We start from the raw sequence: 24,093 nt of genomic DNA on the forward strand, positions 1-24,093 counted from the left end.
CCGCCCCGCCACAGCCACTCAGAGCCAACAGGACAACAAGCCCCGCAGCCGCCGTCTGGATCTTCATACAAGTCTTCATAATGCTTCCCTTCAAAGGGTTCAGGTGAAAGTTTTGGGTGATGGACTATTCGTGCAGTCCGGCGAGCCTGCTGCCGAATTTGGCCAGTAGTGAGGTCTTGGTGGAGTCCCTGCGTTCTTCCCATTGGTCAGCAAGTCCGAAGAGCCGGTACATGCCGTGGACACCGAGCCAGCGGAGGGGTTCGGGTTCCCACTTCCGTGAGCGGTAGCCGACCCAGGGGAGTGTTGTCCGTGCTGTTTGTTGTTCGAAGGCGAGCTCCGCGAGTGTCCTGCCGCCGACGTAGGCTGCCGTGACGCCGTGTCCCGCGTAGCCGGTGGACGATCCGATCCCGGACGCTGGATCCCAGTGCACGCCGCCGTTCCAGTCACGGGTAACGCCCAGGACTCCGGACCAGGCGTGGTCCACTTCGAAGGGGACGCCGGGGAAGAAGGAGCGGAGCTTTGTGGAGAGCAGGTCAATGGTGGACTGGGGTGTTGAACCGGCGCCTCCGGTGCCGGACCCAAATCGGTAGGGCGCGCCCCTGCCGCCGATGGTGATGCGGCCGTCCGCTGTGCGTTGGGAGTAGATGAACGTGTGGGCGGAGTCGCTAAGGGTCTGGAGCCCGTTCCAGCCGATCTGCTCCCAGGCCTCATCCGAGAGCGGCTTGGTCACGATCATCGAGGAATTGATCGGTATCAGGGTCCTGCTGCCAAGCAGCTGTCCCGAATACCCCTCCGTGCAGATGAACGTCTTGGCGGCCGAGACGCGTCCGTTGGCCAAGGTAAGGATCTTGCCATCGACCCCGTTCACCCGGCTGCCCTCGTAGATGTTCACCCCCATGGAGGCCAGGGTGTCGGCGAGGCCGTAGACAAGCTTCGCCGGGTGGAACCGCGCGCAATGCTTGTAGAAGAGCCCGCCGTGGACGGTGGAGATGTTGATCTTGCTCTGGAACTCGTCCCGGTCCAGCAAATGGACATCGTCTTCGGTCAACCCGTACTTCCAGTCAGTGTCACGTCTCGATACGAGCCGGCCCTGCCCCGCCTTGGTGTGGGCTGCGACCAGCGCGCCGCCCTTGTGCTGATCCGCGTCGATGCCCTCGGCCTGCAGAATATCCAGGACGGAATCGACGCCGGCGACAAACTCCTGCTGCAATGCAATGCTGGCGTCCACTCCGCCGCCGGATGCGCGGGCGAAGGTGGCCCGGTTTCCGGGGGGCATCGCAGAGAGCCAGCCACCGTTGCGTCCTGAGGCGCCGTAGCCTACCTGTTCTGCCTCAAATACCGCGACCGAGAGTGACGGGTCGAGTTTCTTGGCGAAGTACGCGGCCCAGAGGCCTGTGTAGCCGCCGCCAATAATTGCCACGTCTACAGACTCCTGCCCCTCGAAGCGGGGGTAGGTCTGCCTGTTGTCAGCGAGGCCGGCCATCCAGAAGCCAAGCTCGCCGTTTCGGGGTGTTGCCGCAAGGGCTGTCATAGTGTCCTTCTTTGTCTGGGAACGGTTGAGCTGATAGGACGGCGGGGCAATCACGCGGGAGCCTTGGCCGGCATCCGATGTGTCACCGCCACACGTTGGTGTTTAGGCGGCGGTGTATCCGCCGTCGACGGGCAGGACCGCGCCGGTGATGTAGGACGATTCCTTCGAGGCCATGAAGAGGATGGCGTCGGCGATTTCTTCGGGGGTGGCCAGACGCTGGAGCGGGATCTGGCCCTCGCGCTGGGCGCGGTAGGCCTCGGGGTCTTCCCTGCGCTGGAACGATGCTTCGATGATCGGGGTCGCGGTCAGGCCTGGTGCGACGATGTTGACGCGGATGTTGCGTGAGGCCCATTCGATTGCGGCGCCTTTGGCGAGCATGATCAGGCCGCCCTTGGCTGCGGAGTACAGGACTTCCTCGGGCTTGCCGACCATGCCGAGCCTGGAACTGACGAGGACGAACGAGCCACCCGTAGCGGGCATGAGCGGAGCGAAGTGCTTCATCACCAGGAAGGAGCTGAGCAGGTTGCTGTGCAGCACGTTCTTCGCATCCTCGTAGGCCATCTCCGTCAGCGGGCCGCTGACCTGCAGGCCGTGGTTGAGGACGACGACGTCCACAGTTCCGAAGGATTCGGCGGCCTGCCGGGCGAGGCTTTCGACGAATGCCTCGTCGTTGAGGTCTCCCGGGACGTACAGGTCCTCGGGCTGGGCGCTGTCGAGTTGTTCCCTGCGGCCGGTGAGCAGCAGCCGGGCACCTTCGTTGCGGAAGTGGGAACATACTGCCTGCCCGATTCCGCTGTTGGCGCCGGTGACCAGGGCCGTGGTCTTATCAAGTCTCATGTCAGTCACTCCATCGTGGGTAAGTTTGCTGGGGTTTCAGGCTGGGGGGACGGAAGGCCCGTCCGGGGGTGATCGGTCCGGGTCGGTCAGTTGAGGAATCCGCGGGCGTCGACAGGCCAGCGTTCCAGCGTTGTGCCGGTGCTGTCGGTGACGATGTATTCCTCGAAATTGACCACGACCGGGCAGACGTGGTTGGGGACCACGGGGAGCACTGTCCCGACGCTGGGGCGGAACCCGTCGGGCAGGGGGAGGAATCCGTGGTATTCGTTGAGCTTTGACAGGAGGGCCGTGGTGCCGGCAATGGCGCCGTAGCCGATCTCGGGGGTGCCTTCGCGGCCGAGGGCTTTGGTGCCGATGTCGAGGATGACCTGATCGGGGACCCAGTCGCTGACCACGGTGCCGGCAACGAACAGTGCGATCTGATCCTGGGTGCAGGCGCCGAGCCTGGTGTTGTTCAGGTCGTTGAAGACGTATTCGCCGGGCCTGATTTCGGTGATGACGCTGTTGGTGGCGAACTCCACGGTGGGTGTGGAGCCGGCGCTGACCACCTCTGGGGTGATCCCGGCTGCGGTGAGGCTGCGGACCGCGGTGGTGAGCGCGGCGTCCTGGTCCTCGGCGGCGCGCTTGCGGGCGTCCGGTCCGGCGCTGCCGTGGCCCGGATAGGTGAAGACGCCCACCGGGACCAGGCCGCGGTTGCGCGCGGCAAGGGCGAGGTCGCCGGCGGCCTCGGCAGGAGCCCCGGAACGGCGGGCACCGCAGTCGACCTCGATCACGACCTGCAACAGCCCGGGTTCGTCGCCCATCGCGTCGGCGAGGGCATTGACCGCCGCAACGTTGTCGACGCCGACCCGCGGTCGGATGGTTTCGGCGAGTTTGCGGATCCGCGTCCCTTTCGTTCCCGAAGGCCAGATCGGGTAGGCGAGGAAGATGTCGTCGAATCCGGCCGCGGCGAAGACCTCGGCCTCACCCACGTTGCCTGCAGTGATTCCGACGGCACCGGCCTTGACCTGGCGCCGCCCGATTTCGACGCACTTGTGCGTCTTGACATGTGGCCGGACGTGCAGGTTGCGCTGTGTGGCGAAGGCCTGCATGCGGTCGATGTTTTCCTGCATCACGTCGGCCAGCACGATCGGTGCGGGGGTGTCGATTCGCTCGAGGAGACCCTCCAGTGCTCGTTGAATGCGGTTCACGCTGTACTCCTCATAATTCTTTCTATGAATGTTCGAGGGCAGCGTTGCTGACTTCCTCGAATGCTGTTGTTCGGGACCCGCATCGGCGGGCCCCGAACAACACCGCCGTCGTGCCCTACCTAAACGGCCGTGCAGATCATCTGGATCTCCACAGGAGTGTTCAGCGGCAGCCCGGCGACACCGATCGCGGTGCGGGCGTGCCGCCCGTTCTCACCCAGCACTTCGATGAGCAGTTCACTGGCCGCGTTGGCGACCCGCGACTGAAGACCGAAATCCGGCGTACTGGCCACGAAGACCAGCATCTGCACGAGCCGGACCCGGTCCAGATCGCCCACCGCCTGCACGGCGGCAGCAAGGCAGTTCAGCGCGCAATGGCGCGCGAGCTCCCGCGCCGTCTCCAGATCCACGTCCCGGCCAACAACGCCCTGACCCAGCAGCACACCGTCCTTGAAAGGCAGTTGGCCAGCGATGTGGATGCTGGAATCCACCGCCCTGTGGTCGACGTAGTACGGGTTATCCGCGAGGACGGGTAGCTCCAGGCCGAGAGCCTCGAGCCGCTCCAAAGCCGAGGAGCCCTTTACGGTTTGAGGCAGTGGCAGACTCATCTGTACTCAGGTCCCTCTTAGGAGGCAGCAGGACGCGGCAGGCCAAAGAGGACGGGAAGGTCAGCGATGTCGGTGATCCGCTCGTAGCCGAGCCAGTGCTCGTCGTGTTCGAAGCCGCGGTCCACGTACACCTTGTTCTTGATGCCCAGGATGGCCGCGGAGCGCAGGTCGTACATCGGGCTCGCGGAGACGTGCACGAGCTCGTCGGGGGTCACCCCGAGCTTGTTGAACATGTACTCGAACGCGGCGAGGCGCGGCTTGTAGTAGCCCGACTCCTCGGCGGTGATGACGGTCTTGAACGGCGCCTCGAGGTTGGCCGCAAGGCGCTCACCCATCTCGGTGTCGCTGTTGGTGATGATGACCAGCGGGACTTCCTCGGCCAGGCGGTTCAGCGCCGCGGTGACACCCGGGTACGGGGTCCAGGTGGGGACGATGTCGTAGACCGCCTTGGCATCGGCCTCGCGGTACTCCAGGCCCAGGCGGCGCGAGGCGCGTTCCATGGAGTTGGCGATGATCTGGCGGAACGGCTTGTACTCGCCCATGCACTCGTCGAAGCGGTACGCCTTGGTAGCGTGCAGGTACGCGTCGGCGAGTTCGGCCGGCAGTCGGTCGCCCAAGACCTCACGGGTGGCGTCGGCGATAGCGAACTTGATCAGGGTTCCGTTCATGTCGAACGTAGCGAACTTCGGTTTGGTTTCGAATTCGAATGCCATGTGATTCTCCCATACTCGATGCTTCGTCGATTGTCGACGAGACTTGGTGACGCGCTGTCGATTGTCGACGATACTCCGGTATTGGCCAGCTTGTCAACGAATTTGGGAAATCGAAATCCCGGGATCCCGATGGCTTCGGACGACAGCCGGCCGGGAGTCCGCCGGGTGCAGGTGTTCAGCCGCGTGTCATCGTGGGCTTCGCAACCCGCTGCCGGCTGCCACGACTCCTGCCAGGAAAATGAGGCCGGCAACATAGACCGGCCCAAGATGCCAGAGCGTGGCCAGCCCCCAAGGGTAGTGAGCGGGAACGGCCACAGCGAGTCCGACGACGGGAACGATAATGGCCGTGGTGAAGGCCCATCGTTCTCCCCGGCGCACCCCGTACCAGGACAGGCCTGCGATGGCCAGGCCGGTAGCAGCGATGAAGCCGCCCAGCGCGATGTGCAGATGGCTGATGTAGTGAGACAGCTGCGGGCTGAAGGCTTCGACCTCCGCCTTCCCCTTGTCCACTTGATCGGGGCCGATGCCCAGCTCGAGGAAGGACCCCGTGAAGTTCAGTATCAGGAAGGCCGCGGCGTACGCCACGAAGGCCAGCCCAGCCAGTGTCATGAGAGCGGCTCCGGCCCGGAGGCGGGACTGTTTCCCCGGGCCGGTTTGGATGGCAGGCATGGCCACCAACCCCTTTTCTATTCATGTAGGTACGTGAATACGAAACCCTGATTGTTTTCTTGTCAAGGGCAAACCTCAACCTGGGGAGGGGCGACAAAGGCAACATCCATGCCTGACGATGGGACGCGTTATGGGATCCGGGGCACCGATTCCAGCGCCGAGATTCCTTTGCTGAGAGCCAGGAGTTTGAGGTCCCGAACAACTGCTTCTATTGCAGCGGCTCGGGTGGCAGGTTGATTGCTGCTTGTACGTTTCCCCTCGACGCGCTGTGGTTTGGGTGATCTATGAAAAGGGATGTCTGCATGCTTTGTGGGAAGGTCATGGGAGAAGGGGTCGTGGAACACCATCTCAGGCCCCCGCGGTGATGGGACTTCGCCAGGAAATATTGCGTCAGTCATCCCAAGGCGACCACTTTGTCGCATTTACTTTGCCTTTCTCGCGCCCCATCTGGACGCTCACGACGGCGGCGCCGGACGTCCCCTGCTGCGGCACCTTTGGTGACGTGGCCGGTTCGGTGGGCGCCGGCGTCGGACTTTCAGTTCCATCCGCCGTCACGACGCACAGTTGAGACCGGCGCCAAATTACTGGCGCCGGTCTCAAGGGCGGGTGACCGCTATGCAGTGGCGCGCCGCGCCACGTTGTAGAAGCGGATGTTCTCGTATTCTTCGAGGCCTTCTGCGCTTCCTTCACGTCCGAGGCCTGACTGCTTGATGCCTCCGAAAGGGGCGCCGGCGTTGGACGGTACGCCTTGGTTGATGCCCACGATTCCGGTCTCGAGACGATCAGCGACGTTAAGGGCGCGGTCGAGGTTCTCGGTGAAGACGTAGCCGGCGAGGCCGAATTCTGTCGCGTTGGCCCGGGCGATCGCTTCGTTTTCTGTGCTGAAGCGCTGGATCGCGGCGATGGGGCCGAAAATCTCGGACCCGGCGACGTCGGAATCTTCGGTGACGTGATCCAGGACGGTCGGGGCGAAGAAGTTGCCTGCCGAGTCGTATCCGTGGCCGCCGGTCAGCAGGGTCGCGCCCAGGGCCACGGCGTTGTTGGTGTAGGTGTGCATTTGGGCTACTGCACGGTCATCGATCAGTGCACCGAGTCCGGTCTGCTTTCCGAGGCCGCTTCCAACGGCGACCTGGGCGAAGCGTTCGGCAAGTGCCGCGGCGAAATCATCGGCGATGCCGTCCTGGACGTAGATGCGGTTGGCTCCGATGCAGGACTGTCCGCCGTTGCGCAGCTTCGCCGCGAACGTTCCGTCCACGGCGCGCTGAAGATCGGCGTCGTTGAAGACGATGAGCGGTGCGTTGCCGCCGAGCTCCATTGAGCTGCGGAGCACGTTCTGGGAGGCAAGCTTCAGCAGCTGGCGGCCCACCGGTGTTGAGCCGGTGAATGAGACCTTCCGGACCCTGGGGTCGAGCAGGACGGCTTCGCTGAAGGCCCCTGACCTGGAGGTTGTGATGACCTGGATCAGTTCTTCGGGGACGCCGGCTTCGATGGCGAGCTGGACGGCAAAGTACGTCGTCAGGGGAGTAAGGGTCGCAGGCTTGATGACGACCGGGCATCCCGCCGCTAGCGCCGGGGCGATTTTCCGGGTGGCCATGGCCAGCGGGAAGTTCCAGGGCGTGATCAGAACGGCCAGGCCCACGGGGGAGCGGCGGGTCAGCAGGCTCGCGCCGCCGTCCGGGGTGTCGCGGAAGTTTCCGGCGGGGCGCACGGCCTCTTCGGCGTACCAGCGCACGAAGTCGGTGCCGTACTTGACCTCGCCGCGGGCCTCCGCGAGGGGCTTGCCCATTTCGCGCGAGATCAGGTGGGCGAGATCTTCGGTGTGGGCAACGAGCTTGTCGTACCAGGCGTGCAGCACGTCCGCGCGCTGACGAAGGCTGCTGTTCGCCCAGTCGGCTCCTGCCGCGTCAGCCTTGCCCACAGCTTCCAGTGCCGCCTCAACATCAGCGTCGGGCACGTAGGCGATGGTCTCGGCCGTGGCAGGGTCCTGGACCGCGATGCCGTCGCTGGGCAGCTTGATGGACTGGATGACGGCGTCCGCGTGCCGGAGACTGTCAGCGTCCGCCGTAATCAGCGGCGAAGCGACGTTCGTTGTAAGGGTCATCGGTTCTCTCTTTCGGTAATGGCTTGCTCAAGGGCGGTGATGAACAGGTTCAGTTCCTGAGGACCCCAACACCAAGGTCGATGATGAGCTGCCAAGGAACTACCGCACAATGGCAGGGAATTCCGGCATAGTCTCAAATCTAGCTACGCCGTTCAGTGAATAAAAGCGAATGTTTTCGACACTTATGTGTAAGGACCGGTTACGGGTTCGAGTTTTGCCGAAAGGCCCGGACGATCGCATCCCGCACGGCCACGAGCGCCACGCTGTGTTCGGAGCCGGCCCTCACCAGGTAGTGGATGCTTCGCTGCTGATCCGAGGGCAGCCAGGAACTCGGCACCACGTCACTTCCCGCCTCGCGCACCACCATGTCCGGCAAAAATGCTGCCGCCAGCCCGTGTTCGACCATCCTGAGGTGAAACAGCAGGTCCGATGAGACGTGTGCGATAACGGGCTCGATTCCTCGCTCCCGGCATACGCGCAGGGCCCACTGGGTGGACGCCGCGCTGAGGGGTTCCACCACCCAGCGCGCGTTGCGGAGCTGAGCGAAGTCCTCAAAGGTCACGCCATGGGGCAGGTACCCCCGAACGGGGTCCTGACCGATAACGGTGGTGTGGATACCGCCGTCGGGAGCCCCCTGCGTGCCGGGAAAAGCGTCCGTAACCACGGCATCAACCTGTCGTGACATGAGCTGCATAACAGCAGTTTCGGGTTCCTCGCGACGCAGACGCACGTCCAGGCCCGGAAAGTTTCGGGCCAATTCAGCCATAGCGGTAGGCATGACGCTGCGACTGATGGTTGCGAACGCAGCGACAGTAACCACGCCTTGGGCCCGCTGGTGTGAGGTGGCCAAATCAGACTCCGCACGCTCAATGGCGGCCAGGATCGCTTCCGTGTTCCGCACCAGCTCCTCGCCGGCCGGCGTAAGTTTGACGTTCCGGCCGACTTTCTCCAGCAGGATCACACCGGTTTCCTTCTCCAGGACTCCCAGCTGCTGCGAGATGGCGGAATGGCTGTACGCGAGTTCCCGCGCTGCGGCGCTCATGCTGCCGTGCAGTTTGACTTCCCTCAGCAGCGTGAGGCGGTGAACATCCAGCATGCGCTCTTCTTGTCCTTGATACTGCCTGTGTCGGTGATGTGCGGGAGTCCAGAGTCCTTGAGTGTTCTAGGGGACAGTGTTCCGCGGATCAAGGAGTTCGGCAAGGTGAAGGCTCTTGCGCTCCGGTTCCAGTTGCTTGACCTGCATCGCACAGCTGAAGCCGTCGGCCAGGACCGGGGTGTCCTGGGCGGTTCGGGCGAGGGCCGGAGCCAGCGCCTGTTCCGCCACCTTCATGGAAATGTCGTAGTGGTTGGCCTCGAAGCCGAAGTTCCCGGCGACTCCGCAGCAGCCGGTTGCCTCGGTGACATTGGCGACGCCCAGGGCGGCCAGTGCCTTGCGCTGGACTGTGGCGCCGAAGGTCGAGTACTCGTGGCAGTGGGTCTGCACCGTCACGTCCGTGGGTACGGCCGGTGGCGCCCAACCTGCATCGACCCATTCCTTCACGGCTTCGGCGAAGCTGCGGATCCGGTGGGATACGCGTTCGGCGGCCTCGGTGCCGAGCAGTTCCGGTGCATCTTTCTTCAACGCGGCGGCGCAGCTTGGTTCGATGACGACGATCGGTGCATCGGTGCCGTCATCGAGCTTCGCTACGGCCTTGCCCATGAGCTTCTTTGCGGTGTCGAGTTGACCCGTGGAGATCCAGGTAAGGCCGCAGCAGGCGTCGGATTCGCAGCCGATCTGCCTTCCCGTGCTTTCGATGACCCGGGCTGCAGCCCCGGCAACTTCGGGCCTGAAACCCTTGGTGAACGAGTCAACGAACAGCACGGCGTCGGCTGTCCTGGCAGGGGCGCTGTACGGGGCGAGGGCGTCGCGAAGCATCTTCCGGGAAGCGAACTTCGGCATCTTCCTCCTGGTGGTGAGGCCACCGGCAGCCGCGACGACGTTCCCGAGCGGGCTGGCCAGCACCAGGTTCACCAACGGGCTGATCAGCGTGGTGAGTTTGAGCCACCGTGGCAGCCAGCCAAGGGAGAAATGCGACATGGGCCGCAGTCTTCCCTCGTAGTAGTGCGAGAAGAACTCCGACTTGTAGCTGGCCATGTCCACGCCTGCGGGACAGTCGTTGGAGCAGGCCTTGCAGGCCAGGCACAGGTCCAACGCCTCGCGGACATCTTCGGACTTCCAGCCTTCGTCGACGGTCCGGGCACCCCGGACCATGTCCTGGAGCACCCTGGACCGTCCACGCGTTGAGTCCTTCTCGTCCCCTGTGGCGCGGAAGCTGGGGCACATCACCCCGCCGGAGTCCGAACGGCACCTGCCGACGCCGATGCAAGCCTGGACGGCATGTACCCAGGGGTCGGTTCCGGCGGCGGCAGCCTCGACGGGCCGGAGTTCGAAGTGCGTCCTCCACTCACGCTCGGGGACCCCCTCGAGTGCCAGGCTGGCATCAAACGGATCCGGATCGGTGATGGAACCCGGGTTCAGGATCCCTGCCTCATCCCAAAGCCTGCGGTATTCCTCGAAGGCGGCCAGCATGGCGGGGGAGTACATTTGCGAAAGCAGTGCTGAGCGGGCACGTCCGTCGCCGTGTTCTCCGGACAGGGAACCTCCGTGGCGGACAACAAGTTCGGCGGCGGCCTGCGTGAACTTGCGGAACACGCTGCGGCCTTCTTCCGTGCGCAGGTCGTACGTGATGCGGATGTGCATGCATCCCGCTCCAAAGTGTCCGTACATGATCCCGGTCAGCTCATATTCCTCCAGGAGCGTTCGGAAGTCGGCCAGGTAGGCTGCAAGGTTCTCCGGGGCGACGGCGGAGTCCTCCCAGCCGGGCAGGGATTCCCCGCCGCTGGCGGGCCTTGACGACAGGCCTGCGCCGTCTTCCCGCACCCGCCACAACGTAGCGCGTTCAGTGGAGTCCGGAACGGCGCATCCATCGACCAGTCGGCCGTTCGCAGCGAGCCGTTCGAGCAGCAGGGCGGCCTGGCAGGCCACTTCGTCCGGGTCGTCGCCGTCGAGGTCCACGTACAGGAACGCCTTACCCCGGGGAAGCCCCAGGACGGAGTCGTCTCCGCGGCGCAGCCGCATGGTATCCACGATGGCCTCATCGATGCCCTCGACCGCTGCCGGTGAGAAGTCAAGGATGGTCTCGATGTCCTTGGCGGCATCGACGACGTCGGCGTAGCCGAGGCAGACCAGCAGTGCACTGGATGGCTTGGGGACAAGTTTCATCCGGGCGCGGACGACGACGGCGCAGGTTCCTTCGGTGCCCACCAGTGCCCTGGCAACGTTGACCCCGTTTTCCGGCAGCAGATTGGCAAGGTGGTAGCCGGAAACCTGGCGCTGGATGCGGCCAAGTTCACGACGAAAAGCAGCCAGGTTGTCCTGGGCGAGCTTTTTAAAGTCCTCGCCCAGCTGGAACGCGCGGGAAACGGAGTAAGCGTCGGACGGACGGGTGGCCCTGACGCCCGTGTCTGATGCGGTAAGGAGGGCGCCATCGGAGGTGACGACGTCGATCTCGTGGACGTGATCGGAAGTCCGTCCATAACGGACCGAGTGATTGCCGCAGGCGTCATTGCCGATGGCGCCACCGATTGTGGCACGGTTTTTTGAGGACGGGTCGGGGGCGAACGTGAGGCTCCCGTCAGTTGCGCGTTCGGTCTCGCGGGTGAGGTGGGCGAGCACAACGCCGGCTTCGACGTCTGCCGTTCCTGCCGTCTCATCGATGGTGATGATCCGGTTCATGTGCCGCGAGAAGTCCAGCACGATTCCGGGGCCGATGGCGTTTCCCGCCATGGACGTCCCCCCGCCCCGGCTTATCAGGGCTGTGCCGGTTTCCCGGCACGCTGCCATGACGGCAACGACGTCATCGACGCTGCGCGGAAACACCACAGCAACAGGCGGGATCCGGTAATTGGACGCATCGTAGGAGTATGCGGCCAGCCGGTGACCCGAGGCTTCCACGGGCACACCCGCGGCCTGAAGCCTTTCCAGGATGGGTGCATGTTCGGGGGCGGTGAACTTTGAATGCATGGTGTGCTTTCCACTGGGTTTCTCATGGAATGGTCTTGATGAAAATCGGGAAGCCACTGACGGGGGAGCCGGCGGGACCGCCGCCGATCCTCGGGAGCCGTTGGCTGCGCCGACCTAGTGCTCCTGGGAGGTTTCTTCCCGGATTCTGGTGCTCAGGAACGCCTCGGCGTCGTTCAAGTGGGCCTCCCACAGCTGCAATGCATTGTCCGGGACGCCGGCGACCAAGGCATTTAGAAGCGCTGTGTGTTCATCGTGCAGGGTGGATACCTGGAGGTAGCGGGGACGAAGAAGCGCCATCAGGAGGCGGATTTCTGTGGAAATCGTCTGGAAGAGCCTGCTCAGCCGTGGCGAGTCCGCAGCTGCCACGACTGCCGTATGGAAGCCCATGTCAGCTTGTGCCGCAGTTTCCCAATCCTGATCATCCCTGACCTCCGAAAACCTCGCCAGGGATTCCCTGATCGGCTCCGTATCTGCGCCCTGACAGACCGAACGGACGGCCTCGAATTCGATGAGTCGGCGCACGCGAAAAATGTCTGCGACGTCCTGGACGGAGAAACGGCGCACCCTTGCGCTTCGCCCGGTTTCACGCTCCAGGAAGCCGGCCGCGATGAGACCCTGTACCGCAACGCGGGCAGTGGGCCTCGCCACACCCAACGCCTCGGCTACGTGGCTGTCCTTTATTTGTGCCCCTGCTGAGTAGTCTCCGGCCAGGAGGCTGCGTTCAAGCCGGGTACGAACGGCGTCGGCTACTGTCACGGCTTCATTGATCGTCACCCTCAAAGTGTATAACAGCTATACAGTTTGCGTGAATGGTCGCGAAACTTGGGGTAATTCTGGCTCCGGCGCAAAAACGCAAGGGAGCGGCGGCTGGTGCAGCCGCAGCTCCCTTGCGTATCACGTCCGCAGAGTCGGGGACGGCCGGCGTCTATCCGCTGACGCCGGTGAGTTCGTTCGGCGTGATGTCCAGGGTACCGGTGCTGATGATCTTCCCGGCTTCGATATCCAGGGCATGGATGGTCTTAGTGGACGGGTCCGTGACGTAGGCCGTGTGGTTGTTGACGAAGATGGTGGGCCGGGCTTCCTGCCACTCGAGCGGCTCCTCCCACGGAGCAACCACCGGGATGCTCTTGGTCACGGCCGCGGTGTCCGGATCGATGACGTGCAGGGCTCCGTCGGTGCCAAGCACCAGCGCTTCCCCGTGCGGCCCGCGGGCCAGTGAGCGGAAGCTGTAGCTGGTCCCCAGGTCCACCAGGGTCAGCTGCTTGGTTTTGGTATTGATCAGGGAAATCTGCTCCGGACGCTCGAGCTCGGCGTCCTTCTCCTGCTTGTAGTCGCCCAGCGTCACTGCGGATTCCTCGGAACCGGCCTGGTTTCCGATGCGGCCGTACTCGGTGGGGCTTTCCAGCTTGGTGATCCCGCCGTTGGAGTAGATCAGGACGCCGGTCTGGCAGCCGATGACCACGGCTTCGTCGGCTGCGGCGGCTTCGCCGTGCACTCCCGGGCAGTCCTCATTGCGCGTGATCTCTTTGCCGTCCTTGTCGAAAACAATGATGCCGGGGCGTTCCTTGTCATTCCCCAGGGTGAGGACAAGTTCGCCGTTGGCGAGTTCAACAGCCACGCCGTGGTGGGCTTCCGCGGCCTTGTGGGTTTCCGTCTTGGGCTGCCCGTCTGCCAGATCGTCCGATTCGAAGACGGTGACCTCGCCGGTCCCGTCGCTGAAAAGGATGGTCTTGCCGTGGTGGCGGACGACGTGTCCTGGCTTGCTTGCGGGGAAGGAGATATCGGTCATGGCCGGGTCCTGCGCGTAGTGCTTGCCGCCCTCGGTCCATGCGCCGGTGTCCAGCACCTTGAAGCCTTCGGCAGTAGCAATGACGACGTGACGCCCGTCGCCGGCTGCGTTCACCCGGTTGAAGCCTTCCATCGGGAAGTCCCCGAGGACCTCGAAGGAGGCGGCATCGAGTACCTTGATGCCGCCGTCGTAGGTAGTGACGATGCGGGCCATCGCTTCGGTAGCGGTGGAGGCGTTGGCCGCTTCCGCGCCGGCGGTGCCGCTGCCGGCGGGAGTGGCGTTAGCGCCGCAGCCCGTGAGCATCAGGCCAGTGACGGCCAGGGCCGTGAGCAGGCGGGCGGGAGTGGTGCGGTGATGCATGGTGCTTCCTTCTGTTGAGGGATGAGTCATGGCTCAGGACAATGCGTGGGTGATGCGCTCGGTGTTGGAGCGCATCATTTCCAGGTAGGTGTGCGCGCCGGACCCTTCTGTTCCCAGGGATTCGGTGAAGAGCGGGACCACGGCGATGTCCTGCCCGGCCTCGGCAGCGAGCACCTGGGCCAGGCGCTCCGGCTGGGAGGAGTCCGCGAAGACTGCCACCACGCCTGCGGCGTGGATCTTGCCGGTGAGGTCGTTCAGGTCCGCCGAACTGGGTGAGGCCAGCGTGGTTCCACTGGGAATGACCGCGCCGATGACCTCGAACCCGAACCGCTGCGCCAGGTAGCCAAAGACATGGTGGTTGGTGATGAGCTTGCGTCTGGCGGGCTCGATGCCGGCAAAACTTTCCTCCATGAAAACAGCGAGTTTGTCCAGCTCCGCCTTGTAGCTGGCCGCTTGGGAGCGCACCACCGTGCTGTCCACTCCGTCCACGTGTTCCACGATGCTTTCTGCGATCGCGTCAGCGGCGAGTCCCACACGGGAGGGGTCGGTCCAGAAGTGCGGGTCGGCGGCGTCGTCGCCGTCGTCATGGCTGAATTGCAAGGGCTCGACAGCGTCCATCGCGGCCAGGTTGGGGACCCCTTCCGCCGCGGCAGCCTCAACATGGTTGAGGATGCCCTCTTCCAGGCCGGCTCCATTGTGGATCACCAGATCCGCGTTCTCGATGACCGCAGCCTGCTTGGCTGAGATACCGAAGGAGTGCGGATCGGCATTGGATTCCATCAGCACCACGACGTCGGCCTCCCCGCCCACCAGGTTCCGAGTGATATCGCCGAGAATGTTGGTGGTGACGACGACGGTGGGCCGCTCAGCTGCCATTGCCGAACACCCGCTCAGCGCGAGTCCGAGCGCCAGGAGGGCCGCGGCCACCTTTGCTGTTGCGCCGCGCTTCACAGCCCGGTCTCCAGCACGATGTCGGCGGCCGGTACGTCGAAGGTCCGGGCAACCCGGAGACCGTCCGCGTAGTCGATTTCGCGGACGGTTGAACCGGCAGGATCGCTGAGGTAGGCGCGCCCGGCGTCAATGCGGAGCTGCGGCGGGGTGCCCGCCTGCGCCGAAACGGGAGCGATCATGGGCGCTTGTGCGGTCACTTCGCCGGACGACGGATTCAGGGTCATCAGGGAGCCGTCGACGCCGAGGGCCAGCACCCGCTTGCCGTCGCCGACGGCGGCGGCGGTGGCCACCGGACCGGGAGTCTTCAGGTACTTCCAGGAACGTTTGGACACATTCAGGTGCCAGATGCCGCCGTCGCCCGCTGGTGCGGAGAGTTCGTTGGAGCCCTTGCGGTGCTCAAGGCGTGTTGCGGGGGGAATTCCGGCCGCGTCAGCCGGATAGGGGATCTTCTCGGCGGCGAACTGGCCGTCATCCTCGGTAATGAGCAGGGCCCCGTCCGTGCAGGCCAGCACCACACCCACCCGGGTGGTGGCATGGGAGGAGGAACCGGCACACGGCTGTTCACTGAGCACGGTGTGGTTCTCGGCGTCGCGGACCTCCATCCCTCCGGGAGCGGTGCCGTCGCCGGCAGTGCTGGCGATGAAGTGACCTTCGTAAGGGATTACCACGCCCTCGTGCGGCGTGCTGGTGATTCGCGCGGATTCGACGACCTGGCGTGCGTCCAGGTCTTGGTGGTTGTAGATGGATGCGTAACCGCCCGATTCGGAGAACACTGCTATGGAACTGCCGTCCCCTGCCACGACGCCCGCGTCTGGAATGGTGATGTCGCCGACCGGACCAGGCGTTGAGCTGTAGTAGTGCACGTGGTCACCGTGGTCCACTGTCCAGGCACCGGTATCGAACACCTTGACGCCATCCTGTGTGGTGACCAGGGCGTAGCGGCCATCCTGATGGACAGCGTCGACGGGTCCGAACGTGCCGGCGTCGGTCGTCTCGTCCGTCAGGAGGGAGAGCAGCTGCGATTCTCCGGTCTCCCGGTCGAAAGTGAGCAGACCGTTCTGCGGCTCGGGGTTTTCCTGTGCGCCGGCGACGTAGCCATGCGGTGTAGCGTCCGCGCCCGGGGCGGTCTGGTTGGCGGTGCCGGATGCCGCGCAGGCGGAAACCAGCAACGGGAGGCCAAGCAGGAGGACAGGGAGTTTAGGGATGGTGCGGTGCACTGGAAATCGGTTCCATTTCTGGCTGGGGGACGGCTGTGTAGGTTGGTTCAGGATTCACTGCGGCCGGTGCCGGCATGACCGTGGCTCCGCGGACCAAGGAGCGTGCCAGGGCGGAGACGAAGTACGAGAGGGCAGCAACGAGGGCGATAGTGGCGCCGGCGGCGGTGGATGCATGCCACGAGACCCAGAGTCCGGTGATGACGCTGGCCACGCCGATCAGGGCGCCGAGGACCATGACCGTCCGGATTGACTTCGCCCAGACCAGGGCAGCAGCGGGCGGGGCAATAAGCAGTCCGAAGACCAGGAGTGTTCCCACTACCTGGAACGAGGCGGCGACGGTAAGGGTGATTAGGCACAGCAGGACGAAGTGGGTCTGCCGGGGCCGGAAGCCGAGCGTCGCCGCCTTCTGCTGGTTGAACGCTGCCGCCATGAAGGCGCGGTGGAAGAGGGTGGCGGCTGTGAGGACCACAGTTCCGACGCCGGACAGCATCAGGATGTCGTCTGTCCCGACGGCGAGGACATCACCGAAGAGCGTGCCAGTGAGGTCCACTGCAAACGAGCCTGAGGCCGACACGATGATCACGCCGAGCGAGAGCATGACGACGAACAGAAGCCCGATCGCGGTGTCCTGGGAAACCCGCCGGTTCCTGGTGATGGCTGAAACTCCGGCCGCAGTCGCCGCCGCACTGATTGCCGCCCCGATGATGAGGTTCCCGCCCAACAGGGACGCGATGGCGATGCCGGGCAGCAGACCGTGGGACATTGCGTCGCCTAGGAAGGCCATTCCGCGCACCACCACCCAGGTTCCGACGACAGCGCAGAAGACAGCGACAAGCCCGCCGCCGAGCACAGCGCGCTGGACAAACGAAGCGTTCAGGGGATCTAGTAACCATTCCATCGCGGTTCATCGTACTATAGAGAATGAGAATAGTTCGCAATAAAGGGAGTGGAATGTCAGCGGTGATCTTCAACAGTGTTGGGTACGACTATTCCGACAGGCAGGTGCTGGCGGATATTTCGGTAGCCTTTGCCCCCGGAACGCATACTGTTTTGACGGGGAAAAACGGTTCAGGGAAGTCGACGCTGCTCGCCCTGGCCGCGGGGGTGCTGCAACCGTTGCATGGAAGCGTGTCCCTTACTTCAAGCCGGCGCCCTGCTTTTGTCCTCCAGCACACAACGACACCCGAAACCATGCCTTGCACGGTCCGCCAGGCCGTGGAGATGGGCAGGTGGCCGCACCGGCGCGGTCTGTTGCCGCTCAGGTCAGTGGACCGGCAGGTGGTCTCCGCAGCGATGCAGAGGATGGGGATCGGCGACCTCGCGGCTCGGCAGCTTAGGGAACTCTCCGGCGGTCAGCAGCAGCGGACGCTCATAGCGCAGGGCATGGCGCAGGAATCGGACGTCCTGATCCTGGATGAGCCTACCGCCGGACTGGACAAGGCGGCCCACCGGCTGATCCGGACAGTGATTGAAGAAGAGCTGCGGCGCGGAGTAACGGTCCTCGAGTCGAGTCATGACCCTGGCGACATCGAACGCGCCGAACGGGTTATCACGCTGGAGAGCGGCCGCATCAGCTCTGACACCCTGCGCCGCTAACCCTCACCCTGAACTTCCACAAGTTGGGTTAACGGGCGACGCCGCCCGGTCACCTCGCAAGGTGACCGGCCGGCGTCGTCGTGATCAATACTCAGGCGACAAGCGCGCCCGACTCTCTTGGCTTAATAAGAGAGGCTGCAGAGGCTCCATTAGCCCGACCTCTCGAAGCCGGTTAGCGCAGTGCCTTGAAGGCGCGGCCTATTCCTTCGAGCAGACGGTCGGCGTCATCACTGGAGAAAGGCATTGGGGGGCGGAGTTTGAGGACGTTGCCCTGGGCGCCGCAGGCCGAGATGAGAATCCGGTCCTCCCGGAGGGCGTTCACGATGCCGGCGGCGGCCTCCCCATTAGGTGCGAGAGTGGATCGGTCAGTGACGAGGTCGACACCGATGAAGAAGCCGCTTCCGCGGACTTCGGCGACCTGGTCCAGGCCCTGGCTGAGGTCGTTGAGCCCGGTGATGATCTTTTCGCCGACCTTGCGGGCGTTTTCTATAAGTGATTCGTCGCGGATCACGTCCAGGACGGCCTGGGCAGCGGCGATGGCTACGGAATTCCCGCCGAAGGTGTTGAAGTAGCGGATGTTCTTGCCGAACTCAACCAGCAGTTCGGGCTTGAAGATGGCTGCCGCGACAGGGATGCCGTTACCCATGGGTTTGCCGATGGTGACGATGTCAGGGACGATTCCGTGGCGCTGGAAGCCCCACCATTCCTCGCCCGTGCGGCCGAAGCCGGGCTGGACTTCATCGGCGATGTACAGGCCGCCGGCCGCGTGAACCTCTTCGATGATCGGGCGCAGGAAGCCTGTTGGGCCGGCGAAGACACCGTCGGAGGAGAAGATGCTGTCTGCGATGAAGGCCGCCACTCCGATGCCGTGGCGGTGCAGGTCGGCGATGGCGGCCCGCACCTGGTTCCGCAGGTGATCCTCCAGGGACGCTCGATCCGATGAGTACCGCAGGGCGTCCGGGGCGTCGATGACCCGCACGTTCGCTCCCAGGGGCACACCCGCGCCCAGGGACGGCGAGAAGGACGCTACTTCGGTTGTCAGGCCGTGGTAGGCGCCGGAGGTGACAATGATGCCCTGGTTTCCGGTGGCGTATTTTGCCACGCGCATCGCGAGGTCGTTGGCTTCAGACCCGGTGCAGGTGAACATGACGTGGCCAAGCTCGGCGGGGAACGTCGAGAGGAGCTGTTCCGAGTAGTCGAGGATGGATTCCTGGACGTAGCGGGTGTTGGTGTTCAGCGTCTGCATCTGCTCGTGGACAGCCGCGATGACCCGCGGGTGGGCGTGGCCGACAGAGGGGACGTTGTTGTAAACGTCGAGGTAGTCATTTCCATCGCGGTCAAACAACGTGACGCCCTTGCCGCGAACGATTTCAAGGGGGGTGTCGTAGAAGAGCCGGTATCCGGGTCCGAGGCTCTGGTCCCGGCGTCGGATGCTCTTCTGAATCTGGTCCGGGAGCTCGCTGAGGCGGTTGGGATCAAAGCCGTTGATCATGGCCCGGGACGGCTTGCGGATGGTTTGGGGAGTGGTGCTCATGATTTCTCCTTGAAGGCTAGTGAGTCGGGTTCAGGGTGTGTGTGGAAGGCAGTTTTGGTGCTGGGGCGGCGGCGGTGGCGGCGAGCCGGTCCCAGTCCGGCTTGGAGTGGGAGAGCAGGTAATCGCGTCGTTGGGGCAATTGGTTTGCCCGCCACGCCGTGATCAGGGCCCGCAGGAGCAGGCGGGCCTGGGCTGAGATGATCAGGGCCTCCAACTCCTGAACGGGCAGCGGACGGATACTTTGATAGCCATCCACGACGTGCAGTGCGTGCTCCCAGGGGCTGGACGGATCTGTTCCCAGAAGGTTGGCCATGGTGACGCTGAGGTCGAAGATCACCGGTGTCCGCACGGCATCGCCGAAGTCGATAATCCCGGCCACGAAATCCGGGCTGTCCGGGTCGACAAGGATATTGAACGGACTGAAATCCCCGTGGACAACCTGGGAGGTCAGGGTGTCCAGCAGCGGAACTACCGTCTCGTCGAACCGGTCGAAAATGTCTTCGGCCAAGGAGCGTTTGTGCTGCTCATCGACATAGTCAAGCAGCGGCCGCATCCTGTGGAAGTGCTTCAGGTCCCACAGGAGCAAACGCTCGGCACGGGCATGATCGAAGTCCTGCAATGCAAGGCCCAAACGGGCAAGGCTTGAACCCACCAACTGAAGCTGGCCAGCCGACGCCCCGTGATGGGCCAGCAACTCTCCAGGCATGAAACGCATCACCCGAAGCACCCGGTCAAATGGTCCAACAGGCGCCGGCAGGAGGACTTGCGGCTCTCCGTCAAGGCTCCTGACAAGACGCTGGACCGGAAGTTCAGGGGCAGTTGCCTCCAAATGCTCCATACATGCCGTCTGGAGCTGGACGATCACCGGATCCTCATCCGGTGGTGACACCTTCACCAGATAGGTTTCTTCGCCGTCCCGGAGCCGGAAGGTCTCGTCCTTCTCCGTGGGAATGCGGACAAGCATCCCCTTCAGGCCATAGGACTGTTCAAGAAGCTCCAAGACAGTCGAGTCAGCGAGCTGAGACTGCTTTGCCAGGAGTCCACTCTCCGACGCCACGGCGTCGATAAATTCGGAGTCGGTACTGACATTCATGTCCTAGGCTCCTGCCGCTAAATGGGGAATTCAATAAGTAGGCGATTAGGGTGTCGCCGTTGAACCAGCTTCGACGTGACTCACGTCGGTTGGGCGCTGTGAAGACGATGTTCATCTGTTCAGCTGTTCAACAGTTCTACGTGAAGAGTATGCCATGGTGTCGACGAATCCCGCAAGGATGATTTATCAACTGTTCAACTGTTGACAGTTTGCTTCAGATCGCCCTAGAGTCGACGCATTGGGCTGTTGCCGGGTCTTCCGAACCAAAGGAAGCCCGTGGAGCTCAGTCACCCGTAAGCAGAAGGCCGATATGCGGCCTCTCAAAATCTCAAGGAACGGACGAATCATGGCAGACTCTAACCGCCCGAAGTACATCTCTTTTGATATCTACGGCACACTGATCAACTGGGATACTGACTCCACTACCCGCCGGCTGCTCGCGGGCCGTCTGCCTGAAGAGCAGTGGCCGGCGTTCAAGAAGGTGTTCCGCGGGTACCGGTTCGACGAGGTCCTTGGCGACTACAAGCCCTACGAGGAGATCCTTCAGAATTCCTTTGACCGGGTATGCAAGTTCTTTGGCATCGGGCCGACCCCTGGTGCGGGCGTAGAGTTCGCTGACGCTGTACGCAGCTTTGGTGCCCACGATGACGTGCCGGCCCCGCTGAAGCTCATGGGCGACAACTACAAGCTGGTGGCTCTGTCCAACGCAGACGACAGCTTCCTCGAGATCAGCATTCCCAAGCTCGGCGCTGACTTCCACGCCGTGCTGACCGCTGAGCAGGCCCAGGCCTACAAGCCGCGCTACCAGGCCTTCGAGTACATGCTCGATACCCTGAACGCCAAGCCGGAGGACTTCCTGCACATCGCCTCTCACACACGGTACGACATGCATCCGATGCACGACATGGGCTTCCGGAACCTCTGGGTGCTGGACCGTGGCTATGACCCCATCACCGGGGGCTACGACTACAACACCGTGAAGTCCCTGGACGAGGTCAACAAGCACCTCGGTCTCTAAACCGACGTCGAAGCGGAAGGTCAACCCGTGAAACTTAACCCCTATTGGCTGGACACTGCCGAAGCATCCGGAGACTACCGGCGCACTCCGGTTCCCGAGAATGTCGATGTGGCCATCATCGGCGCCGGATTTACCGGACTCTCCGCAGCCCTGGAATTTGCCAAGCAGGGCGCCAGCGTTGCCGTTTTCGAACGCCACACCGTCGGGTGGGGTGCATCGGGCCGCAATGGGGGAATGGCGACGACCGGGTTGGCCATCGGTTTCAGCACGGCCGTGAAGCGGTATGGGAGTGCCCGTGCCGTGGAGATGTTCCAGGAATACAACGACGCCATCGACAGCATCGAGAAGCTGGTGCATGACAATGGCATCGACTGCGACTACAACCGTTTTGGGAAGCTCTCGCTGGCTTTCCACAAGTCGCACTACGAGGGCTTCCTGAGGTCGCAGGAGAAGATGGCCGCCCTGGCCGACCATCATGTCACCGTTATCCCCAAGTCCGAGATCCACAGTGAAATCGGCACGGACTTCTACCAGGGGGCCATGCTGGACCCACTGGGAGCAGGGCTGCACGTGGGGAAGTTTGTGCATGGGTTGGGCGGGGCGGCTGTTGCCGCCGGGGCGGATATCTGCGAGAACGCTGCGGTGACCGAGCTGAAGAAGGTTTCGGGTACGGTGCACGATGTGCACACCACCCGGGGCATCACCAGGGCCAAGCAGGTCCTGGTCGCCACCAGCGGCTACACCGGCAACGTCACCCCGTGGCTGCAGCGCCGGGTGATTCCGGTGGGCAGCTTCATCATCTGCACCGAACCGTTGCCCGAAGACGTTATTAACCGGATCCTGCCGAACCGGCGCATGGCCTCGGACAGCAAGATGCTCTGTTACTACTTCCGGATCACCCCGGATAACCGTCTGCTCTTCGGTGGCCGGGCCCGTTTTGCCCTGTCCAGCCCGGATTCGGACGTCAAGAGCGCCGAGATCCTGCGGAAGGCCATGCTCGAGCTCTTCCCGTACCTCTCCAACGCCAAGGTGGACTACATCTGGGGCGGCCTGGTGGACCTGTCGATGGACCAGATGGTCCACGCCGGCATCCACGACGGAGTCTACTACTCCCTGGCTTACAGCGGCCACGGTGTGCAGATGGCTGCGCACATGGGCAAGCGGATGGCCCACTACATGGCCGGCGACAAGTCAGCGAACGTGTGGGAAGGCCTGAAGAATCCGCCCGTGCCGGGCCACTTCGGCCCGCCTTGGTTCCTGCCCTTCATCGGCGCTGCGGCAAAAATCATCGACCGCTTCAGCTAGGCCCACAGTTCGACGGCGGTGGATGTCCAGCGGGCGATCGTGCACATCCACCGCCACCTGCAGCGCGAGGACTGGCCGTTGCGCTCACGCAGGGAGGTCCTTGAAATGGCTGCCCGCCTGCCGGGTGAGCAGTCCGTGCGCTTTACATGGATCATCCCGTCCGAAAGCATCGAAGCCGAACGTGAGGTGCGGCGCTGCGCCGAAACCCTGCGGCTCTCCGCCGCGGCCTGCGAGGAGCTCGCGGGGGAGACCCTGGGTTTTGAGGACAGTATGGCCGGTGCTGGCAAGATCGGCTGGTACAGCCGGAAGCCGGTGGCATCGTCGCGGCAATCACTCCGTTCAACGACCCACTGAACCTGGTGGCTCACAAACTGGGCCCTGCCCTCATCGGCGGCAACGGCGTCGTGCTCAAGCCTTTCAGGCGCACGCCGCTGACCGGGCTGGCCCTTGACCAGCTGCTGCTCGAATCGGGCGTCCCATCGGGACGGATGCCGCGATCGTGTCCGGCCTCGGCGTGTCCGAGGCGGCTGTGGCGGCTCGATGTCGGAGTTCGCGGCAGGCGTCCTGGCCCACCATCGACACCCTTGCCCCGGTAGCGGCATGAGGACCGGCGGCCTGGGAGCCCCGGATGCCGATTTTTGAATAGCCTGCAGCTCGCCTAGCTTGCTTGATGCCTCTGGGCGATAATCTCCCGGATCGACTCCCGATATTGGATGATCGTATCTGAGATAACCTTCTCCGCCAGGACGGGGTCGCGCGAATCAAGCGCGTCAACGATGTTTTGGTGCTCAGTTTCGAGTGTGTCTGGATCCTCGTACTCGTGATGTTCGATGGAAAGCACAAACATGAAGTACCTCAGTTCGGTCACCAATTGCTGATAGAAGGTCCTCATCTTCTGGCTTCCGAGGAGTCCGACTATCGCGCTGTGAACCGCAAGGTCCTTCTCGACAATCTTGAATGGATCGCCACTTTTCAAAACTGTCCGGAACTCCTCCATGGCTGCGTGAACTTCGTCCATTGAGGTGCTTTCGGAGATGCTCCGTGCGGCTATGGTCTCCAAATGGTACCGCGCGTTGTAAGCGTCCATGATCTCGGCGTCAGTGGGATCCCAAACGATAGCGCCCTGATTTGCTCGATGGCGAATGAGGCCGCCGGCCTGAACAATGCGAACGGCTTCCCGAACTGTGTTCCTGGAAAGTCCCAGGTTGTCCGCAATGAGACTCTCCCTCACGCGTTCGCCTGGCTTGAGTCCTCCGCTCAGGATCATGGCTGTGAGACCATCTGCGACCTGTTGCACCGTAGATGAATGGACTATCTTGATCTGCTCAACCATGCCTTCATCGTACAGGGCTAATCAACTGTAGGGCTGTAGACCACTCGACGCTATTTGTGGCCTCTCAATCCCTCTGAAACTTCTTATAGAACAGCCATGGATCCGATGCTGCCGAGGCCGATGACGGCGAGTTTTCCGTCCATGGTTAGAGGACCTGTTCGAGGAATGCCTGGGTGCGGGCTTCTTTG

General features: G+C 63.4%; 22 protein-coding genes. 5 read left to right on the forward strand and 17 right to left on the reverse strand.

Features of this window, described 5'->3' with window-relative positions:
- Nucleotides 1–124: 124 nt before the first annotated feature.
- The 14 genes from J2805_RS23535 to aztB form a co-directional block, all read right to left on the reverse strand.
- On the reverse strand, nucleotides 125–1,531 hold the full coding sequence (locus J2805_RS23535; protein WP_309980449.1) for an NAD(P)/FAD-dependent oxidoreductase: 1,407 nt from the start codon (nucleotides 1,529–1,531) through the stop codon (nucleotides 125–127).
- A gap of 102 nt (nucleotides 1,532–1,633) precedes the next feature.
- Nucleotides 1,634–2,368 (reverse strand): SDR family NAD(P)-dependent oxidoreductase, encoded by a 735-nt coding sequence (locus J2805_RS23540; protein ID WP_309980450.1) that lies wholly within the window; start codon nucleotides 2,366–2,368, stop codon nucleotides 1,634–1,636.
- 86 nt (nucleotides 2,369–2,454) lie between these two features.
- Nucleotides 2,455–3,558, reverse strand: coding sequence for an alanine racemase (locus J2805_RS23545; RefSeq protein ID WP_309980451.1), 1,104 nt, complete (start codon nucleotides 3,556–3,558; stop codon nucleotides 2,455–2,457).
- Between the two features lie 119 nt (nucleotides 3,559–3,677).
- Entirely contained in the window at nucleotides 3,678–4,163 is a 486-nt protein-coding gene (locus tag J2805_RS23550; protein ID WP_309980453.1) for a RidA family protein, read from the reverse strand.
- A gap of 17 nt (nucleotides 4,164–4,180) precedes the next feature.
- Nucleotides 4,181–4,876 carry a haloacid dehalogenase type II gene (locus J2805_RS23555; RefSeq protein WP_309980455.1) on the reverse strand — a complete coding sequence of 232 codons (696 nt, stop codon included), beginning with the start codon at nucleotides 4,874–4,876 and terminating at the stop codon, nucleotides 4,181–4,183.
- 186 nt (nucleotides 4,877–5,062) lie between these two features.
- The gene (locus J2805_RS23560; RefSeq protein ID WP_309980457.1) at nucleotides 5,063–5,545 is read right to left on the reverse strand and encodes a hypothetical protein; all 483 of its coding nucleotides are present in this window, start codon (nucleotides 5,543–5,545) and stop codon (nucleotides 5,063–5,065) included.
- 613 nt (nucleotides 5,546–6,158) lie between these two features.
- Nucleotides 6,159–7,646: an NAD-dependent succinate-semialdehyde dehydrogenase gene (locus J2805_RS23565; protein ID WP_309980459.1), complete on the reverse strand. Its 1,488-nt coding sequence runs from the start codon at nucleotides 7,644–7,646 to the stop codon at nucleotides 6,159–6,161.
- A gap of 199 nt (nucleotides 7,647–7,845) precedes the next feature.
- On the reverse strand, nucleotides 7,846–8,742 hold the full coding sequence (locus tag J2805_RS23570) for a LysR family transcriptional regulator (RefSeq protein WP_309980461.1): 897 nt from the start codon (nucleotides 8,740–8,742) through the stop codon (nucleotides 7,846–7,848).
- Nucleotides 8,743–8,808: 66 nt separating this feature from the next.
- The gene (locus tag J2805_RS23575) at nucleotides 8,809–11,709 is read right to left on the reverse strand and encodes an FAD-binding and (Fe-S)-binding domain-containing protein (RefSeq protein WP_309980463.1); all 2,901 of its coding nucleotides are present in this window, start codon (nucleotides 11,707–11,709) and stop codon (nucleotides 8,809–8,811) included.
- Between the two features lie 114 nt (nucleotides 11,710–11,823).
- On the reverse strand, nucleotides 11,824–12,483 hold the full coding sequence (locus J2805_RS23580; RefSeq protein ID WP_309980465.1) for a GntR family transcriptional regulator: 660 nt from the start codon (nucleotides 12,481–12,483) through the stop codon (nucleotides 11,824–11,826).
- Between the two features lie 151 nt (nucleotides 12,484–12,634).
- The gene (gene aztD, locus J2805_RS23585) at nucleotides 12,635–13,858 is read right to left on the reverse strand and encodes a zinc metallochaperone AztD (protein WP_309980467.1); all 1,224 of its coding nucleotides are present in this window, start codon (nucleotides 13,856–13,858) and stop codon (nucleotides 12,635–12,637) included.
- A gap of 33 nt (nucleotides 13,859–13,891) precedes the next feature.
- On the reverse strand, nucleotides 13,892–14,809 hold the full coding sequence (gene aztC / locus J2805_RS23590; RefSeq protein ID WP_396134472.1) for a zinc ABC transporter substrate-binding protein AztC: 918 nt from the start codon (nucleotides 14,807–14,809) through the stop codon (nucleotides 13,892–13,894).
- Nucleotides 14,806–16,026 (reverse strand): hypothetical protein, encoded by a 1,221-nt coding sequence (locus J2805_RS23595; RefSeq protein WP_309980468.1) that lies wholly within the window; start codon nucleotides 16,024–16,026, stop codon nucleotides 14,806–14,808. The genes aztC and J2805_RS23595 overlap by 4 nt, the downstream gene beginning before the upstream one ends.
- On the reverse strand, nucleotides 16,007–16,924 hold the full coding sequence (gene aztB / locus J2805_RS23600) for a zinc ABC transporter permease AztB (RefSeq protein WP_309980469.1): 918 nt from the start codon (nucleotides 16,922–16,924) through the stop codon (nucleotides 16,007–16,009). Before aztB ends, J2805_RS23595 begins: the two co-directional genes overlap by 20 nt.
- Nucleotides 16,925–16,977: 53 nt before the next feature.
- Here aztB and aztA point away from each other — a divergent pair, with 53 nt between their 5' ends.
- Entirely contained in the window at nucleotides 16,978–17,622 is a 645-nt protein-coding gene (gene aztA / locus J2805_RS23605) for a zinc ABC transporter ATP-binding protein AztA (RefSeq protein WP_309980471.1), read from the forward strand.
- Between the two features lie 172 nt (nucleotides 17,623–17,794).
- Here aztA and J2805_RS23610 read toward each other — a convergent pair whose 3' ends face one another.
- Entirely contained in the window at nucleotides 17,795–19,156 is a 1,362-nt protein-coding gene (locus J2805_RS23610; protein WP_309980473.1) for an aspartate aminotransferase family protein, read from the reverse strand.
- Between the two features lie 16 nt (nucleotides 19,157–19,172).
- On the reverse strand, nucleotides 19,173–20,249 hold the full coding sequence (locus J2805_RS23615) for a phosphotransferase (protein WP_309980474.1): 1,077 nt from the start codon (nucleotides 20,247–20,249) through the stop codon (nucleotides 19,173–19,175).
- Nucleotides 20,250–20,595: 346 nt separating this feature from the next.
- Between J2805_RS23615 and J2805_RS23620 the strand changes: the two genes are divergently transcribed.
- From J2805_RS23620 to J2805_RS23635, 4 genes are read left to right on the forward strand one after another with little or no spacing between them, the layout of a single operon-like run.
- On the forward strand, nucleotides 20,596–21,267 hold the full coding sequence (locus tag J2805_RS23620) for a haloacid dehalogenase type II (protein ID WP_309980475.1): 672 nt from the start codon (nucleotides 20,596–20,598) through the stop codon (nucleotides 21,265–21,267).
- A gap of 27 nt (nucleotides 21,268–21,294) precedes the next feature.
- Nucleotides 21,295–22,572: an NAD(P)/FAD-dependent oxidoreductase gene (locus tag J2805_RS23625; RefSeq protein ID WP_309980476.1), complete on the forward strand. Its 1,278-nt coding sequence runs from the start codon at nucleotides 21,295–21,297 to the stop codon at nucleotides 22,570–22,572.
- Between the two features lie 18 nt (nucleotides 22,573–22,590).
- Nucleotides 22,591–22,926 (forward strand): aldehyde dehydrogenase family protein, encoded by a 336-nt coding sequence (locus J2805_RS23630; protein WP_309980478.1) that lies wholly within the window; start codon nucleotides 22,591–22,593, stop codon nucleotides 22,924–22,926.
- Nucleotides 22,923–23,168, forward strand: coding sequence for an aldehyde dehydrogenase family protein (locus J2805_RS23635; RefSeq protein WP_309980482.1), 246 nt, complete (start codon nucleotides 22,923–22,925; stop codon nucleotides 23,166–23,168). The genes J2805_RS23630 and J2805_RS23635 overlap by 4 nt, the downstream gene beginning before the upstream one ends.
- Before the next feature lie 62 nt (nucleotides 23,169–23,230).
- On the opposite strand, the gene J2805_RS23640 is transcribed toward J2805_RS23635, so the two are convergent.
- Nucleotides 23,231–23,905 carry a GntR family transcriptional regulator gene (locus tag J2805_RS23640; RefSeq protein ID WP_309980480.1) on the reverse strand — a complete coding sequence of 225 codons (675 nt, stop codon included), beginning with the start codon at nucleotides 23,903–23,905 and terminating at the stop codon, nucleotides 23,231–23,233.
- Nucleotides 23,906–24,093 lie beyond the last annotated feature (188 nt).

Source organism: Arthrobacter oryzae, assembly GCF_031454875.1.
Classification (GTDB): Bacteria; Actinomycetota; Actinomycetes; order Actinomycetales; family Micrococcaceae; genus Arthrobacter; species Arthrobacter oryzae_D.